This window comes from Gordonia sp. 135, from assembly GCF_009720185.1.
GTDB classification, from domain to species: Bacteria; Actinomycetota; Actinomycetes; order Mycobacteriales; family Mycobacteriaceae; genus Gordonia; species Gordonia alkanivorans.
In genome coordinates this window covers 1,937,768-1,953,070 of record NZ_CP046257.1, presented here as the reverse complement: position 1 = coordinate 1,953,070, position 15,303 = coordinate 1,937,768, and the positions used below count along the sequence as shown (strand labels likewise).

Annotated in this window: 11 protein-coding genes and 1 tRNA gene; 2 read left to right on the top strand and 10 right to left on the bottom strand. The window is 69.7% G+C overall.

Going from position 1 to position 15,303, the window contains the following annotated elements:
- Nucleotides 1-273: 273 nt before the first annotated feature.
- The 5 genes from thrB to argS are packed head-to-tail and all read right to left on the bottom strand — an operon-like array spanning nt 274 to nt 6,747.
- On the bottom strand, nt 274-1,278 hold the full coding sequence (gene thrB, locus GKZ92_RS08930; protein WP_006360511.1) for a homoserine kinase: 1,005 nt from the start codon (nt 1,276-1,278) through the stop codon (nt 274-276).
- On the bottom strand, nt 1,259-2,344 hold the full coding sequence (thrC, locus tag GKZ92_RS08925) for a threonine synthase (RefSeq protein ID WP_006360510.1): 1,086 nt from the start codon (nt 2,342-2,344) through the stop codon (nt 1,259-1,261). The genes thrB and thrC overlap by 20 nt, the downstream gene beginning before the upstream one ends.
- Entirely contained in the window at nt 2,337-3,680 is a 1,344-nt protein-coding gene (locus tag GKZ92_RS08920; protein ID WP_006360509.1) for a homoserine dehydrogenase, read from the bottom strand. Before GKZ92_RS08920 ends, thrC begins: the two co-directional genes overlap by 8 nt.
- On the bottom strand, nt 3,677-5,098 hold the full coding sequence (gene lysA, locus GKZ92_RS08915; RefSeq protein WP_006360508.1) for a diaminopimelate decarboxylase: 1,422 nt from the start codon (nt 5,096-5,098) through the stop codon (nt 3,677-3,679). Before lysA ends, GKZ92_RS08920 begins: the two co-directional genes overlap by 4 nt.
- On the bottom strand, nt 5,095-6,747 hold the full coding sequence (argS, locus tag GKZ92_RS08910) for an arginine--tRNA ligase (protein ID WP_006360507.1): 1,653 nt from the start codon (nt 6,745-6,747) through the stop codon (nt 5,095-5,097). Before argS ends, lysA begins: the two co-directional genes overlap by 4 nt.
- Nucleotides 6,748-6,902: 155 nt before the next feature.
- Between argS and GKZ92_RS08905 the strand changes: the two genes are divergently transcribed.
- Together GKZ92_RS08905 and GKZ92_RS08900 are read left to right on the top strand one after the other, a co-directional pair.
- Nucleotides 6,903-7,727, top strand: a complete 825-nt coding sequence (locus GKZ92_RS08905) for a DUF3105 domain-containing protein (protein WP_006360506.1) — start codon at nt 6,903-6,905, stop codon at nt 7,725-7,727.
- Nucleotides 7,728-7,744: 17 nt separating this feature from the next.
- The gene (locus GKZ92_RS08900; protein ID WP_155225199.1) at nt 7,745-8,530 is read left to right on the top strand and encodes a DUF305 domain-containing protein; all 786 of its coding nucleotides are present in this window, start codon (nt 7,745-7,747) and stop codon (nt 8,528-8,530) included.
- Nucleotides 8,531-8,618: 88 nt separating this feature from the next.
- Here the strand turns inward: GKZ92_RS08900 and GKZ92_RS08895 are convergent.
- The 5 genes from GKZ92_RS08895 to GKZ92_RS08875 form a co-directional block, all read right to left on the bottom strand.
- A tRNA-Arg gene (locus GKZ92_RS08895) sits at nt 8,619-8,691 on the bottom strand.
- Nucleotides 8,692-8,747: 56 nt separating this feature from the next.
- Entirely contained in the window at nt 8,748-11,723 is a 2,976-nt protein-coding gene (locus GKZ92_RS08890; RefSeq protein WP_006360504.1) for an AAA family ATPase, read from the bottom strand.
- A gap of 13 nt (nt 11,724-11,736) precedes the next feature.
- The gene (locus GKZ92_RS08885; RefSeq protein WP_006360503.1) at nt 11,737-12,924 is read right to left on the bottom strand and encodes an exonuclease SbcCD subunit D; all 1,188 of its coding nucleotides are present in this window, start codon (nt 12,922-12,924) and stop codon (nt 11,737-11,739) included.
- Nucleotides 12,925-12,971: 47 nt separating this feature from the next.
- Nucleotides 12,972-14,525 carry a DHA2 family efflux MFS transporter permease subunit gene (locus GKZ92_RS08880; protein WP_040004356.1) on the bottom strand — a complete coding sequence of 518 codons (1,554 nt, stop codon included), beginning with the start codon at nt 14,523-14,525 and terminating at the stop codon, nt 12,972-12,974.
- 2 nt (nt 14,526-14,527) lie between these two features.
- A complete protein-coding gene (locus GKZ92_RS08875) occupies nt 14,528-15,193 on the bottom strand; it encodes a PadR family transcriptional regulator (RefSeq protein WP_006360501.1) in 666 nt (221 codons plus the stop codon).
- Nucleotides 15,194-15,303 lie beyond the last annotated feature (110 nt).

The window sequence follows — 15,303 nt, the reverse complement described above, 5'->3', positions numbered from 1 at the left end:
AGACCCACGACCCCGGCCGGATACGATCGGTGGTCCCGATCGGTGATGGATGAGAAGCACGGCGGGACAAGCCCGCGCGGCTAGACCAGAATATGTTAACCCCGTTCGCATGATAGGGGCAACACGCCGAAAGTGCCAAATGAAGACATCGATCGGAGGTTGTGATCCTCGGCTGAACACCGCTGAACACCTCGTTCCCAACGTGCGTTGCACGTCGGGTATTCCCCGGGCGCCCCGTGACGAAACGCTTCGCCCCCGCCGTGGAGCGGCAACTCAGCCTGCGCTGATGTCCACGCCGCCGGCGATGGCCACCGAGTGGGTGGTGAAACCGAGTCCCTGAGCGAGCACCCGGATGTCGGCCGGGATCGGCGCGGTACCGAGCACGAGCACCGTCGGCCCGGCGCCGGAGACCGTCGCGGCATGTCCGCGCGCACGCAGTTCGGCGACGAGTTCGCTGGTCGGCACCATCGCCGACGCACGATAGGGCTGGTGCAACCGGTCCGCCGAGGCGGCCATCAGGTTGCGCGGGTCGGAGGTCAGCGCCACGACGGCGAGCGCGGCCCGGCTCAGATTGAACACCGCATCGGCGCGCGGCACCGCATCCGGCAGCAGCCCACGGGTGAACGACGTCGACGACTCGGTGTCGGGCACGAACACGGTCGCGCAGACATCGGGGTGTACCGACAGCCGGTGGGCGTGATACGAGTTCACGTCGTCGGCGGTCTCCGTCCAGGTGACGACGACCGAACCGAGGACGCTCGCGGCGGCGTTGTCGGGGTGTCCCTCGAACTCGCTGGACAGCTGGACCAGTTCGTCGGTCGACAGACCCGCGCCGAAGCCCGCGGCGGAGATCAGACCGGAGGCGGCGGCGAGGCCGGACACCGCGGCCGCGGCCGAGGACCCGAGGCCCCGCGAATGCGGGATCTGGTTGACGCAGCGCAACTTCAGGCCCGGAGCGGACACGCCGGCGTGGGTGAGTCCACGATTGAGGGCACGCACGACCAGGTGGGACTCGTCGCGCGGGACGTCGGCCGAACCCTCCCCCTCGACGTCCAGCACGATCCCGTCGTCGACGGTCTCGACGATCACCTCGTCGTAGATGCCCAAAGCGATGCCCAGACAGTCGAATCCCGGTCCGAGGTTGGCACTCGACGCCGGCACCCGCACGCGCGCCGAGACACCCACGGGTAGCTGTCGCGTCGCCACCCCGGGCTCGGTCATCTCGCCGTTGTGCGTCATCTCCTCGACCCCGGCGGACTCAGCCGACACCGAGCGCATTCGCCACCGCCACCGGATCGACCGGGATCGCCTCGACCTCGGGGATGCCCGCCAGCGCGGTGTCGGGGTCTTTCAGACCGTTGCCGGTCACGGTGCATACGACCGTCGAGCCGGCCTCGATCCAGCCGTCGGCACGTGCTGCGAGGAGTCCGGCCACGCTCGCGGCGGACGCCGGCTCCACGAAGACGCCTTCCTTGCCCGCGATCAGGCGGTAGGCCTCGAGCAGCTTCTCATCGGTGGCCGCGCGGAACTGTCCGTTCGACTCCTCCTTGGCGGCGACGGCCTGGTTCCAGCTCGCGGGCGAGCCGATGCGGATCGCGGTCGCGATGGTCTCCGGCTCCTTGACGGGGGCGCCGTTCACCAGCGGGGCCGCACCGGCGGCCTGCACACCGAGCATCCGCGGCACCGAGGACGACACACCGTCGGCGTGGTACTCGGTGTAGCCCTTCCAGTAGGCCGTGATGTTGCCGGCGTTGCCGACGGGCAGCGCGTGCACGTCGGGGGCGCGACCGAGGACGTCGACGATCTCGAAGGCGGCCGTCTTCTGCCCCTCGATGCGGGCCGGGTTGACCGAGTTCACGAGCTCGATCTCACTGAACTCCGCAGTCGCCTTGCGGGCGAGCTCGAGGCAGTCGTCGAAGTTGCCCTGCACCTGGATGATCTTGGCGCCGTGCATGACCGCCTGGGCGAGCTTGCCCATCGCGATCTTGCCCTGCGGGATGAGCACCGCGCACGTGATCCCGGCGCGGGTGGCGTAGGCGGCCGCCGAGGCGGAGGTGTTGCCCGTCGAGGCGCACAGCACGGCGGTCTTGCCGTTGTTGACCGCGTTGCTCACGGCCATGGTCATGCCGCGGTCCTTGAAGGAGCCGGTCGGGTTGAGGCCCTCGACCTTGAGATACACCTCACAACCGGTCAGCGACGACAGATGCGGGGCGCTGATCAGTGGGGTGCCGCCCTCGAGCAGGGTGACGACCTTCCAGTCGTCGGCGACGGGCAGCCGCGAACGGTATGCCTCGATCAGGCCGGGCCACGCGCGGTGCACGGGCGCGGGAGTCGTCTCAGTCATCGGTACCTTCCAATCGCAACACACTCGACACCTTGATGACGGCGTCCATGTCTTCTAGCGCCGCAACGCAATCCGACTGCGCGCGGTCCGGGGCCCGATGGGTCACCACGATCAGGCGGGCGTCGTCGCCTGCGCCTTCCTGGCGCACCGCGGCGATGCTCACCGAACGCTTGGTGAACTCGCCGGCGACCTGTGCGAGCACGCCCGGGCGGTCGGCGACGCGCATCGAGATGTAGTAGCGGGTGAACACGTCGTCGATCGGGGCGATCGGCAGCGACGCATAGGTCGACTCCAGCGGACCGCGTCCGCCGTGCACACGGTTGCGCGCGGCCATCACCATGTCGCCGAGCACGGCCGACGCGGTGGGCGAGCCACCGGCGCCCTGGCCGTAGAACATGAGCCGACCGGCGTTCTCGGCCTCGACGACCACCGCGTTGAACGCCCCGTTGACGGTGGCGAGCGGGTGGGTCAGCGGGATCAGTGCCGGGTACACGCGAGCCGAGACCCGCTGGGAGCCGTCGACATCGCGAACGCGCTCGCAGATCGAGAGCAGCTTGATCGTGCAGTCGAACTTCTTCGCGGCGAGCAGGTCGGCCGCGGTGACCGAGGAGATCCCCTCGCGGTGGACGTCGGCGGCGGTGACCCGCGAATGGAAGGCTATCGACGCGAGGATCGCGGCCTTGGCCGCCGCGTCGTAACCCTCGACGTCGGCTGTCGGGTCGGCCTCGGCATATCCGAGACGGCCCGCCTCGGCGAGCGTGTCGGCGTAGTCGGCGCCGGTCTCGTCCATGGCCGACAGGATGAAGTTGGTGGTGCCGTTGACGATTCCGGCGACGCGCTCGACGGTGTCGCCGGCGAGCGACTGCATCAGCGGGCGGATGACCGGGATTGCACCGGCGACCGCGGCCTCGAAGTACAGGTCGACCTTCGCGTCGGCGGCCGCGCTCGCGAGCTCACCGGTGTACTCGGCCAGCAACGCCTTGTTGGCGGTCACGACCGACTTACCGCTCTCGAGCGCGGTACGGATCAGCGCCCGGGCCGGGTCGATGCCGCCCATGAGTTCGACGACGATGTCGACGTCGTCGCGTGCGATCAGCGACGCGGGATCGTCGGTCAGCAGTTCCTGGCCGATCTTGCGCGGCCGGTTGAGATCTCGCACCGCGACGCCCCGGATCTCCACCGGTGCGCCCACGCGCGCTCGCAGGTCGTCGGCATTGTCGGTGATGATGCGCACCACCTCGGCACCGACGTTGCCCATCCCGAGTACCGCCACCCCGATGGGTCGCACGGCATTCACCTCGCTTGTGTCGCTTGCGTTCTGGACAGATCCGGTCACGAGCCCACCTCCAGGCTGAGGAAGTCGTCGATGGTCTCGCGCCGCAGCATCAGGCGTGCTGCCCCATCGGCCACGGCCACCACCGGCGGCCGCATGGTCATGTTGTACCGGCTCGACATCGAGTAGCAGTAGGCGCCGGTGGCGGCGACCGCGATCAGGTCACCGGGACCCAGGTCCTCGGGCAGCCAGCAGTCCTTGATCACGATGTCACCGCTCTCGCAGTGCTTCCCGACGACGCGGCAGACGACCGCACGTGCGTCGGACACCCGCGAGACCAGCCGGACGTCGTATTCGGCCTGGTACAGGACGGTACGGATGTTGTCGCTCATCCCGCCGTCGACGGAGATGTAGCGGCGGGTGGCACCACCGCCGAGTTCCACGTCCTTGACGGTGCCCACGCGGTAGAGCGTGACGGTGCCGGGTCCGGCGATCGCGCGGCCGGGCTCGATTGCGATGATCGGCATCGGCAGTCCGACGGCTTCGGATTCGCGGCGGACGATGTGAGCGAGGGTCTCGGCAACCTTCTGCACCGGCAGCGGGCGCTCCTCCTCGAGGTACGAGATACCCAGCCCCCCACCGAGATCCACGATGGACATCTGCGAGGTCTTCTCGACGCCGAACTCGTCGACGACATCGTGGAGCAGGCCGAGGACGCGGTGGGCGGCGAGCTCGAAACCGTCCATGTCGAAGATCTGCGAACCGATGTGGCTGTGCAGACCGACGAGGCGGAGGTTGTCGGTCGCGAAGACCCGCCGGATGGCTTGCATCGCGACCCCGCCGGCGAGGGCGAAGCCGAACTTCTGGTCCTCGTGGGCGGTCGAGATGAACTCGTGGGTGTGCGCCTCCACACCGACGGTGACGCGGACGAGGACGTCGGTGACGACGCCGCGCTCACCGGAGATCGCGTCGAGCCGGTCGATCTCGATCATCGAGTCGAGGACCACGTGCCCGATCCCGGCGTCAACCGCCGCGGCCAGCTCCTCGGGGCTCTTGTTGTTGCCGTGCAACGCGATCCGTTCCGCGGGGAAACCGGCGTGCAGCGCGATCGCCAGTTCGCCGCCGCTGCACACGTCGAGGGAGAGCCCCTCTTCGTTCACCCAGCGCGCCACCTCGCTGCACAGGAAGGCCTTCGACGCGTAGTGCACCCGGCCGAAGGGGCCGAACGCCGCCATCATGTCGCGGCACCGGGACCGGAAATCGGCCTCGTCGACGATGAACGCCGGGGTGCCGAACTCGGCGGCCAGCTCGCTCACCGGCACTCCGGCGATACGAAGCTCACCCGACTCGTCGCGGGCGGCGTTGCGCGGCCACACCTGGGGCGGGAGGGCGGCGAGGACGGCCGGATCGTTCGGACGCTGCGCGAGATGCGGCGCGGCCAGCAGTTCGGCGTGCCGCGGGCCGGCCGGGTGCGCGCTCACATCTGCTCCGGAGCGCTGACGCCGACCAGTCCGAGGCCGTTGGCCAGGACCTGGCGGGTGGCCTCACACAGCGCGAGCCGCGCGCGGTGGATGTCGGCCACCTCTTCGTCGCCCTGGGGCAGGACGCGGCACTTCGCGTAGAAGCGGTGGTAGGTGCCGGCGAGGACCTCGAGGTAGCGGCAGACGCGGTGCGGCTCGCGCAGCGTGGCCGCGGTGGCGACGACCTCGTCGAAATCGCCGATCGTGCGAATCAATTCGCCCTCGGCGGGGTCGTCGAGCAGGTCGAGGTGATCGAGCGAGGACACCACACCCAGGACGGCGGCGTTGCGCGCCAGCGCCGACATCCGGGCATGTGCGTATTGCACGTAGTAGACCGGGTTGTCGTTGGACTGCTTGGTCAGCAGGTCCAGGTCGATGTCGATGTTGACGTCCACCGACGAGCGGATCAGCGAATACCGCGCACCGTCGACACCCACGGCGTCGACGAGGTCGTCGAGGGTGATGACCGTGCCCGCGCGCTTCGACATGCGCACCGGCTTGCCGTCCTTGACCAGGTTCACCATCTGCCCGATGAGGACCTCGACGGTGGCCGGGTCGTCGCCGAGCGCGGCCGCGGCGGCCTTGAGGCGGCTGATGTAACCGTGGTGGTCGGCACCGAGCATGTAGATGCACAGGTTGAAGCCGCGGTTGCGCTTGTCGCGGTAGTAGGCGATGTCACCGGCGATGTAGGCGGCGTTGCCGTCGCTCTTGATGACGACACGGTCTTTGTCGTCACCGAAGTCGGTGGACTTCAGCCACCACGCACCGTCGTTCTCGTACAGGTTGCCGTTGCCCTTGAGCTGTTCGATGCACTCGTCGACGAGGCCCGTCGCGAACATCTTGTCCTCGTGGGTGTAGACGTCGAAGTCCGTGCCGAAGTCGTGCAGGCTCTGCTTGATGTGGTCGAACATGAGGTCCACACCGATGGAGCGGAAGGTCTCGAGCCGGTCCGCCACGGGCTGCGACAGCACATCGGGCACCTTCGCGACGACCTGCGCGGCGATGTCGGCGATGTAGTCGCCGGCGTATCCGTCCTCCGGGGTCGGGTTGCCCAGCGCCGCGGCCTCCAGCGACCGCGCGAAGCGGTCGATCTGGGCGCCGTGGTCGTTGAAGTAGTACTCACGCGTCACGTCGGCGCCGCGAGCGGCCAGGACACGGCCGAGCGCGTCACCGACGGCGGCCCAGCGGGTGCCGCCGAGGTGGATCGGTCCGGTCGGGTTGGCCGAGACGAACTCCAGGTTGATGATCGAGCCGGCCAGCTCCTTGCCGCGGCCGTAGCTCTCGCCCTGCTCGAGCACGGTCTTCACGACGGTGTTCTGGGCGGCCGCACCGAGCCAGATGTTGACGAAGCCGGGACCGGCGATCTCCGACTTCGCGATGCCCTCGTCGCCGGCGAACGCCTCGGCGAGCCATCCGGCCAGCTCACGGGGCGCCACACCGAGTCGCTTGCCGAGCTGCAGGGCGACGTTGGTGGAGTAATCGCCGTGGTCAGCGTGACGGGGGCGCTCGACGACGACGGAGTCGGGCACCAGGTTCTCGTCCAGTCCGCGGTCGCGGACCACGGTCAGGGTCACGGCGCGCAGCAGCGCGGCCAGGTCGGCGGGAGTCACGGGACACCATCCTATTGGCCGAGGGCCGCTCGTCGATAATCGCACCCTCCCAGAGCGGGTGCTGTCCACCAGTAGACTCGTGTGCGCCGAGCGCGCGTCGGGGGGTACGACCGCCCGCGCGCACGGCGACCCCCGTCGTACGAGGAAAGAAGTCAATGGCGCGCAAACCAGGGGCCAACGTCCCCAAGGCTCGTAAGAAGTCCGGGTCCGTACCCACTGCGACCGGCCGACAGGTCGACTGGATGCTGATCGGCGCAGTCGTCGTGGTCATCGGCCTCGTCGCCGGACTCGCGATCTATCTGCTCCCCAAGCTCAACGAGAAGCGCGCCAACGAGAAGGACGACGTCGCGGTCCAGTCGGCCGAAGGGTTCGTCCCGTCGCCGCAGACCCCGGACCCGTCGCAGGGCATCGACGGTGTGACGAAGATCTACTACGAGGCGGGCAAGCATGTGAACGCGTCGCAGCGCGTCGCCTACGACCAGTCGCCGCCGTTCGGCGGTCCGCACGACGAGATCTGGGCGACCTGTACCGGCGTCGTCTATCCGAACCCGCTGCGGTCGGAGAACGCCGTCCACGCCCTCGAGCACGGCGCCGTCTGGATCACCTACAACCCCGACACGGCTTCGCCCGAGGACATCGACTACCTCAAGCGACTCGTGCGCGGCGAGCAGTACCTGTTCCTGTCGCCGTACCCCGGCCTCGACAAGCCGGTCTCCCTGCAGAGCTGGGGCCACCAGCTGAAGCTGGACTCGGCGAACGACCCGCGGGTCGATCAGTTCATCACCTCGCTGCGCCGCAACATGATGCCCGGCGTCTACCCGGAGAACCCGCAGACCGCGGCCTACCCGGAGACCCAGGCCACCTGTACCGCCATCCCGGGCTTCGATCCGTCGAATCCCCCGCCGGCCGACGAAGGTGAGCCCGGCCCCGACGCCGTCCCCATGGGCGGCGGCGGCAACAACCCGATGCCCGCGGGCTGATCAGGCGAGGAACGAACATGAGCGAGACACCTGAGAGCACGACGACACCCGCGGGTACCGAGACCGCCCCGTCGCGTCGGAGCCCTGCCCTTCTCGCACTCGCCGCAGTGGCGCTGCTCCTGGTCGGCGTCGGCCTCGGCCTGCTGATCCAGGCGAGCCTGGCCGACGACTCCTCCGGCGAGGACTCCCCCGCGGCGAACTCGGCCGCGGTCGGCTTCGCGCAGGACATGACGCGTCACCATGAGCAGGGCGTCGAGATGGCCGCGATCGAACTCGAGCACGGCACCGATCCCCAGGTCCGCAGCATGGCCTTCGACATCCTCACCGCGCAGAGCAACGAGATCGGCCAGATGCAGTCGTGGCTGACCCGGTGGGGCCAGCCCGTCACCAACCCCGGCGAGACGATGGGCTGGATGGGCCATGGATCGTCGACGGAGGCGACCGGTGACGATCACGGGGACCACGGCGACATGGATCACGGCGACATGGGCCACGGAGATCACGGGGCCACTCCGGCCGCCGACGTCGAGCAGCCGGCCATGCCGGGCATGGCGACGTCGGCCGAGATGGAGCGGTTCCGCGCGATGCGCGGGCCGGAGGTCGACACGACCTTCCTGCAGCTGATGCTTCGCCACCACGAGGGCGGGCTCCACATGATGGAGTACGCCGCGAACCCGGCCAACGTCTCGCAGCCCTACGTCCGCGACCTCGCGTCGGCGATGGAACGTACGCAGGACAAGGAGATCGGGATCATCACGGCGATGCTCGCCGAGCGCAACGCACAGCCGCTGCCGATGAACTGACGCGGAAGCGCAAACCCACCAGAAATGGAGAAACCCACCGGCCCGAAGGGCGGTGGGTTTCTCCAAAAGTGGTGATTCTGTGTATCTGTGCCCCCGGCAGGATTCGAACCTGCGGCCTTCTGCTCCGGAGGCAGACGCTCTATCCCCTGAGCTACGGGGGCTCATCGGGCGGAACCCAGACTAGCGCACGCTCACCGGCACATCACAATCGGGCTGCTCACGACACGCCGAGCGGACTCTGCACCCGCAGCGTCGAGCCGTGTTCGCCGCGCAGGACGTGCAGTTGCGCCGGAATCCGGGCCCGCAACTCGTCGACGTGACTGACGACGCCGACGACGCGACCGCCGGAGCGGAGGTCGTCGAGGACGCCCATCACGAGGTCGAGGGCTTCGGGGTCGAGGGTGCCGAAACCCTCGTCGATGAAGATCGTGTCGAGGACGCGACCGCCGGATTCGGCCGAGACGACATCGGCCAGACCCAGCGCGAGGGCCAGCGAGGCGAAGAACGTCTCTCCACCCGACAGCGTCGTGGTGGCCCGCAGCACGCCGGTGTACTCGTCGCGGACCTCGATGCCCAGGCCGCCGCGGCGACCGCGCACACCGGCGGCGTCCGAGTGGACGAATTCATAACGGCCCGATGACATCTCGCGGAGACGTCCGGACGCGGCGACGAGCACCTCGTCGAGCCGGGCGGCGAGCACGTACGACCGCAGCGACATGCGTCGGGAGTTCTGTCCGCGGCCGCTCACCAGTTCCGCGAGGCCCTGCAGCTCCTCGTGTCGTGCCTTCAGCGGTGCGAGTGCGTCGAGGGCGGCCCAGAAGCCGGCGACGTACTCCTCGAGGTCCGTACGGCGCTGCGCGGCCACCGCATTCACGCGGGCGGCATCGTCGCGGCGGGCACGTGCGGCCACCAGATCCGCCGTCAGACCGGCGACATCGACCTCGGGCGCCTCCAGCGCCGCGCACACGTCGGGATCGGCGAGGGTCTCCTCCGCGCCGGCGCGTATCGCCGCCGCCTCTTCGAGGAGCTTCTCCCACTGTCGGATCTGACCCGGCGACGCGGCGGCCGACCGGACCTCGTCCGCTCCGGTGAATTCGGCGGCGGCACAGGCGACGGTGAGCCGCTCGGCGATCTCGGCCTGCCGTCGGCGGGTCCGGTCGAGCTCGCGCCGGGCCTCCCGCAGAGTCCTTGTGCGGCGGCAGAGTTCGGCGAGTTCGCGACGACGCTCCGCGACCCCCATCCGCCCGCCGGTCGCCTCGTGGACCTCGGCGTCGAGGGCGCCCAGCTTCTCGCGCAGGGTCGTCAGGCGTTCACGACGCCGCGCCTGCGCGGTCTCGTGATCGGCCAGGGTCCGGCGCCGGTCGGCGATCTCGGCGTCGATGCGTTCGACCGCGTCCTGCAGCGACGGCGTGCGGACGGCCGCCCGCTCGGCAGCCGCGAGGTCGGCGGCGAGGCGGTCGTGACCTGCCCGGGTGGCGGCGCGGTCGGCGCCGGCGATGACGGCATCGAGATTGGCCTGCCGCTCCTGCAGTGCGGCGACCGCGGACTGGGCGATGGCCCTGATCGCGCTCGCACGCTCTTCGGCGGCCGCGGCTTCCTTCTCCTGGGCCTCGCCCACCGAGGTGCCGGCGTCGCCGGTGGCCGGCGCGGGATGACCGACCGAGCCGCAAACCGCGCACGGGTGCCCGTCGACGAGGGCACCGGCGAGTTCGACGGCCATGCCGGTGAGGCGTCGTTCGCGGATGTCGAGCTGCTGTTCCCGTGCGGCAGAGTGCTGCTCCCGCGCGTCGAGAAGGTCCCGTTCGGCGTCGGCGAGCTGCGCGAGCACCTCGTCGCGGTCGGTGAAGGCCTGGAGAACACGGCGGGCGTGGTCGCGTTCGGCGTGCAGCTTCGGCGCCTGGACACGTAGTTCGTCCGCCGCCCGGAGTGCGGCGACTGCCTCGTCGCGGCGAGCCGGTACCGACTCGAGCCACGTCCGGGTTTCGTCGGCCTGCTGCTCCGCGCCGGCGATCGTCTTCTCGAGTCCGTCGATGTCGGCGACCAGCCGGGGCCGCTCGGCGACACGCTTCGCCAGCGGTTCCCAGCGACCAGATTCCTCGGTCCATCGGTCGACGGCCGCGACGAGAGCTGCATCGTCGCAGTCGGATTCGCACAGTTTCGCACCCTCGGCGAGTTCGCTGAGGGCGTCACGTGCGTGGTCGGCCGCGGCCGTCGCCGAGGCCAGGTCGGCGGCCACGCGCTCGTGGTCGTCGGCCAGGGGCGCGATGGGTGCGGCGCGCAGGGCGAGCCGGCGTGACCGCTCGGCGGCCGTCAGCGTCACCTCCCCCTCGGTGAGGCGGGCGAGCCGGTCGCGCGCCTGCAGACCGCGGCGACGTAGATCGTCGACGCGCCTGCCGTGTTCGTGGGCGGCTTCGGCCTGTTCGACGGCCGCCTGCGCGGCGGTCGATTCGGCGAGCGCGGACGCGGCGGTCTGCCGGGCCGTGTCGAGACATGCCTGGGCCCAGTCGAAGTCCGGTTCGGCAGGCGCCTGCGTGCCGCTGATCGCCACGATCTGCCCGGCGATGCGGTCCAGGGTGCCGGTCTGCTCGGCCAAGGAGGACGCGCTCTCGCGGGCACGATCGCGGAGCCATTCCTCGAGGTCGCCGAACCGCTCGGTGTCGAAGAGGCGCTCCAGCAGCTCCTCCCGCTCGTCGGAGTGCGCGCGGAGGAACCGGGCGAAGTCGCCCTGCGGCAACAGGACCACCTGGAAGAACTGCTCGGCGCTCATACCGAGCAGGCGGACGACCGCCTCGCCGATCTCCGGGATGCGGGTCAGGTCAGGGCCCGAACCGTCCACCCAGACGAGCGACGCACACGCGTTGATCTTGCGTTTCCCGTCGCCGCGCTTCTTGGGGCGCTCGTGCTCGGGCGATCGGGTGATGCGCAATCGGCGGGAACCGACGGTGGCCTCGAGTTCGACCTGCGGAATCGTCTCGGGCGCAGCATGATCCGAGTGGAGTCGGCGGTTGGTGTCACGAGCGCCGGGGACCCGGCCGAACAAGGCGAACGCCACCGCGTCGAGCACGGTGGTCTTGCCGGCACCGGTCTGGCCGTGCAGGAGGAACAGCCCGTCTGCCCCGAGCTCGTCGAAGTCGACGGTGACCTCGTCGGCGAACGGGCCGAACGCGCGAATCCGGATGTGGTGCAGTCTCATACGCCGTCAGCACTCACGCGGTCTCGGCGACGAACGCATCGAGGGCGAACAGCGCGAGCTCGCCGTCGGCCTCGGGTTCGCCGACGACCGCCCGCAGTGCGCGTTCGATCAGCACCCGCTCCCCCTTGGTCGGGGTGTCGCGGACGTCCTCGATGAAGGAGTTGATGATCTCGGCATCGCTCCGGCCGCGGACCCGCGAACGGTAGTCGACCCCCGAGCCGGTGTGCGGGCGGTCCCACTGCACGTGCACCGCGCACGGGAACCGCTCCCGCAGGCGTCGCATCGCGTCGAGCGGGCGTACCGCGTCGGTCAAGGTCACCTCGACGTAGTGGTCCTCGGCGCCCGCGAACTGCTCCGAGGTCAGCAACTCGTCGAGTGTTCCACGGAGGGAGCTCAACTCGCGCACGACCGGAAGCTCGTGCTTGCGGATATCGCCGACCCCGTCGGCATCGAGGTCGACCACCCACACCGCTTTGCGATGCGTGCGCTCGCCGAAGGAGTACGGGAGCAGCGAACCGCTGTACCGGACGGTGTCGGTGACGCGCTGCGGCGAGTGCAGATGACCGAGGGCGACGTAATCGGCACCGGAGAAGGTCTCGGCGGGAACGGTTTCGACTCCCCCGACGCTGATCGACCGCTCGGACCCGGAGGCGGCGGCGCCGCTGACGAAGGCGTGGGCGACGACGATCGATCGGGCCTGCCGGGACGCGAGGTCGGCGCGGATGCGGGTCATCGCGGCATCGAGAACTGCGGTGTGGCCGCACACCTCCTCGACCCCGAGATGGCGACGGGCGGTGTCGGGTTCGAGGTACGGGATGCCGTACACCGCGACCTCGCCGTGCTCGTCGGACAGGACGATCGGCTCGGCGATCCCCTCGATCGAGGTCCGCAGGTGCAGTCCGCCGGCCGCCGCGAACGCCGACCCCGCGCCGAGGCGCGTGGGCGAGTCGTGGTTGCCCGAGGTGACGATGATCCGGGCACCGGCGGCGGCGATCTCGGCCAGGCCTTCGTCGTAGGCACGCACCGCGTCGGCCGAGGGCACCGAACGGTCGTAGACGTCGCCGGCGACGATCACGGCGTCGGCCGATTCGGCGGCGACCAGCTCGGCGAGGTGGCTCAGCGCACGACGCTGGTCGGCGAGCAGGTCGACACCATGGAACGTCCGGCCCAGGTGCCAGTCGGAGGTGTGCACGATCCGCATGGTGACAAACCATACGGTCGGGGCCCGACAGATCGTGGGACGCGCGCTCAGGCCCCGGTCAACGGGGCATTGTGAGTCGCGCTACCCGCCGCGGCATCGGCGGGCCCACCGGGTACGGCCGCGGCCGGCGGCATCTGATGCGCGGGCCGCACGAAGAAGAACGTCGCCACGACGCCGACCAGCAACGCCGCCGCGGGGAGGAACAGCGACTGCCCCATCGCGGAGGCGAAGCCCTCGCGGAGGAACTCCGGAAGCTGGTTCGCGCCACTCGCATCCTGCGCGGCGCCGGCGTCGATCCCGGGCAGCTCGGCGGCGAGGCGCGACTGCAGGAGGGCACCGATCATCGCCGAGCCCAGCACCGAGCCGATCACGCGCAGGGTGTTGTACACACCGGCGCCCGCACCGGCCTGATGCCACGGCAGGTTGCGGGTCGCGGTGGCGGCCAAGGGAGCCCAGATACCGGCCGACGCGACACCCATCAGGCACAGGGGCAGGATGATCATCCAGACCGGGGTGTCCGGTCGCGCGACCACACCCAGCCAGCCGATGGCGATCGCGTTGAGCAGCAGCGCGGTGGAGACGATGGCCCGCGGGTGCACACGGTCGACCACGCGACCGACGATCGGCGCGAGGATGCCCGTCAGGATCGCCATCGGCACCAGCACGACCGCCGACTGGGTCGGGGTCATCCCGCCGACGAGCTGCAGGAAGAAGGTCAGCGGGATCATCATGGCCGACACCGCGAAGCCCATCGAGGAGATGCCCACGGTGGCCAGCGCGAAGTTGCGATCCCGGAACAGCGAGAGCGGGAGCAGCGGCTCGGTCCGGATGCGCGACTGCCACCAGACGAAGACGCCGAGGAAGATGAGCCCGCCGCCGATCAGGGCCCAGACCCAGGCGGCCCAGTCGAAGCTCTCGCCCTCCTGGATGCCGAACACGAGCGCGGACAGGCCGACGGCCGACAAGCCCACGCCGATCCAGTCGAACTGGTGGTCGTTGGTCTCGACCTGCGGGACCAGGACCGCGGCCAGCACGAGTCCCGCGATGCCGACGGGCACGTTGATGAAGAAGATCCATTCCCAGCCGAACGCGTCGGTGAGGACGCCGCCGAGCAGCGGCCCCACGAGGGTCGCGACCCCGGCGACCGTGCCCCAGATACCCATGGCCGCACCGCGCTTCTCCGGCGGGAAGATACGCGTGATCAGCGACATCGTCTGCGGGGTGATGAGCGCGGCGCCGACGCCCTGCAGGGCGCGAGCGGCGATGAGCTCGCCGATCGAATCCGACAGTCCGCACCACACGCTGGCGATCGTGAAGACGATCAGGCCGATCTGGTACATCGACTTCGGCCCGTACTTGTCGCCGAGGCGCCCGGTGATGAGCAACGGCACCGCATAGGTCAGCAGGTAGGCGCTCGTGACCCACACGACGCCGTTGACGTCGGTGTTCAGGTCGGCCTGGATGCGCGGCTGCGCGACCGCCACGATCGTCATGTCGACGAGGATCATGAAGAAGCCCACGCACAGCGCCATCAGCGCCGCCCAGGGCCTCGTCGTCACCTCGGAGCCGGTGACCCCGGTGTCAGGGGTGGAACGGGTCATCACTACTCGACCTTCTGTGCGAGGTGTTCGGCGTCTGCCGCGGCATTCGGTGCCGTGGCGGGATTCGGCTGGGTCGGAACGAGATACGGCGAATCCGGATCGTCGAGCCAGTCGATGCGGTGAGTGCGGAGCCGGTCGACGAGGTCGTCGAGCCAGGCGATCTGGGCGGTGAGCGTCGCGATCCGGCAACCCCCGTCGAGGAAGAACATCTCCGGTTTCCCGTGGGCCCGGAACTCCGTGACGGCGGCCTCGACGTCGGCGAGGTCGGCCCGCATGGTCGCGACCCGCCGTTCGAGGAGTTCGACGACCCGGTCCCGGGGCAGACCATGCGCCTCCGACAGGGCGAGGTAGAGCTCCGGGTACTCCTCGGGTCTCGTCTCGAGGATGCGTTCGAGGTTCTCGGTCAGAGCCTCCCGACCCGGGCCGGTGATCGCGTACACGGTCCGTTCGGGCCGGTTGCCCTCGCGACGGACCTCGTGGACCTCGATCAATCCGTTCTCCGACAGCCGGTCGACCGCGTGGTACAGGGTGCCGGCGCGGAACTTCGCCAACCGGTCCTCGCGACGCGCGACGGTCGTCTGAACCATCTCGTACGGGTGCATCGGACGCTCGAGGAGAAGGCCGAGCACCAGGATCGCCACCGGTCCGAGCGGTGCGGAACACGCCATGCGCGACCCCCTTGGTCCGGGCGGCCTGCGGGACCGCTGATCGGCGTCGAATATTCCAGTCGGAATATACGCAGGTGTTCGGTTGCTGCCAAGTGTCGCCGGCCATCATT

Excerpts from the sequence above, each read along its gene's own strand:
- thrB (WP_006360511.1), bottom strand. The coding sequence starts at position 1,278 with ATGCGCTCGGTGTCGGCTGAGTCCGCCGGGGTCGAGGAGATGACGCAC.
- thrC (WP_006360510.1), bottom strand. The coding sequence starts at position 2,344 with ATGACTGAGACGACTCCCGCGCCCGTGCACCGCGCGTGGCCCGGCCTG.
- GKZ92_RS08905 (WP_006360506.1), top strand. The coding sequence starts at position 6,903 with ATGGCGCGCAAACCAGGGGCCAACGTCCCCAAGGCTCGTAAGAAGTCC.
- GKZ92_RS08900 (WP_155225199.1), top strand. The coding sequence starts at position 7,745 with ATGAGCGAGACACCTGAGAGCACGACGACACCCGCGGGTACCGAGACC.
- GKZ92_RS08890 (WP_006360504.1), bottom strand. The coding sequence starts at position 11,723 with ATGAGACTGCACCACATCCGGATTCGCGCGTTCGGCCCGTTCGCCGAC.
- GKZ92_RS08885 (WP_006360503.1), bottom strand. The coding sequence starts at position 12,924 with ATGCGGATCGTGCACACCTCCGACTGGCACCTGGGCCGGACGTTCCAT.
- GKZ92_RS08880 (WP_040004356.1), bottom strand. The coding sequence starts at position 14,525 with ATGACCCGTTCCACCCCTGACACCGGGGTCACCGGCTCCGAGGTGACG.
- GKZ92_RS08875 (WP_006360501.1), bottom strand. The coding sequence starts at position 15,193 with ATGGCGTGTTCCGCACCGCTCGGACCGGTGGCGATCCTGGTGCTCGGC.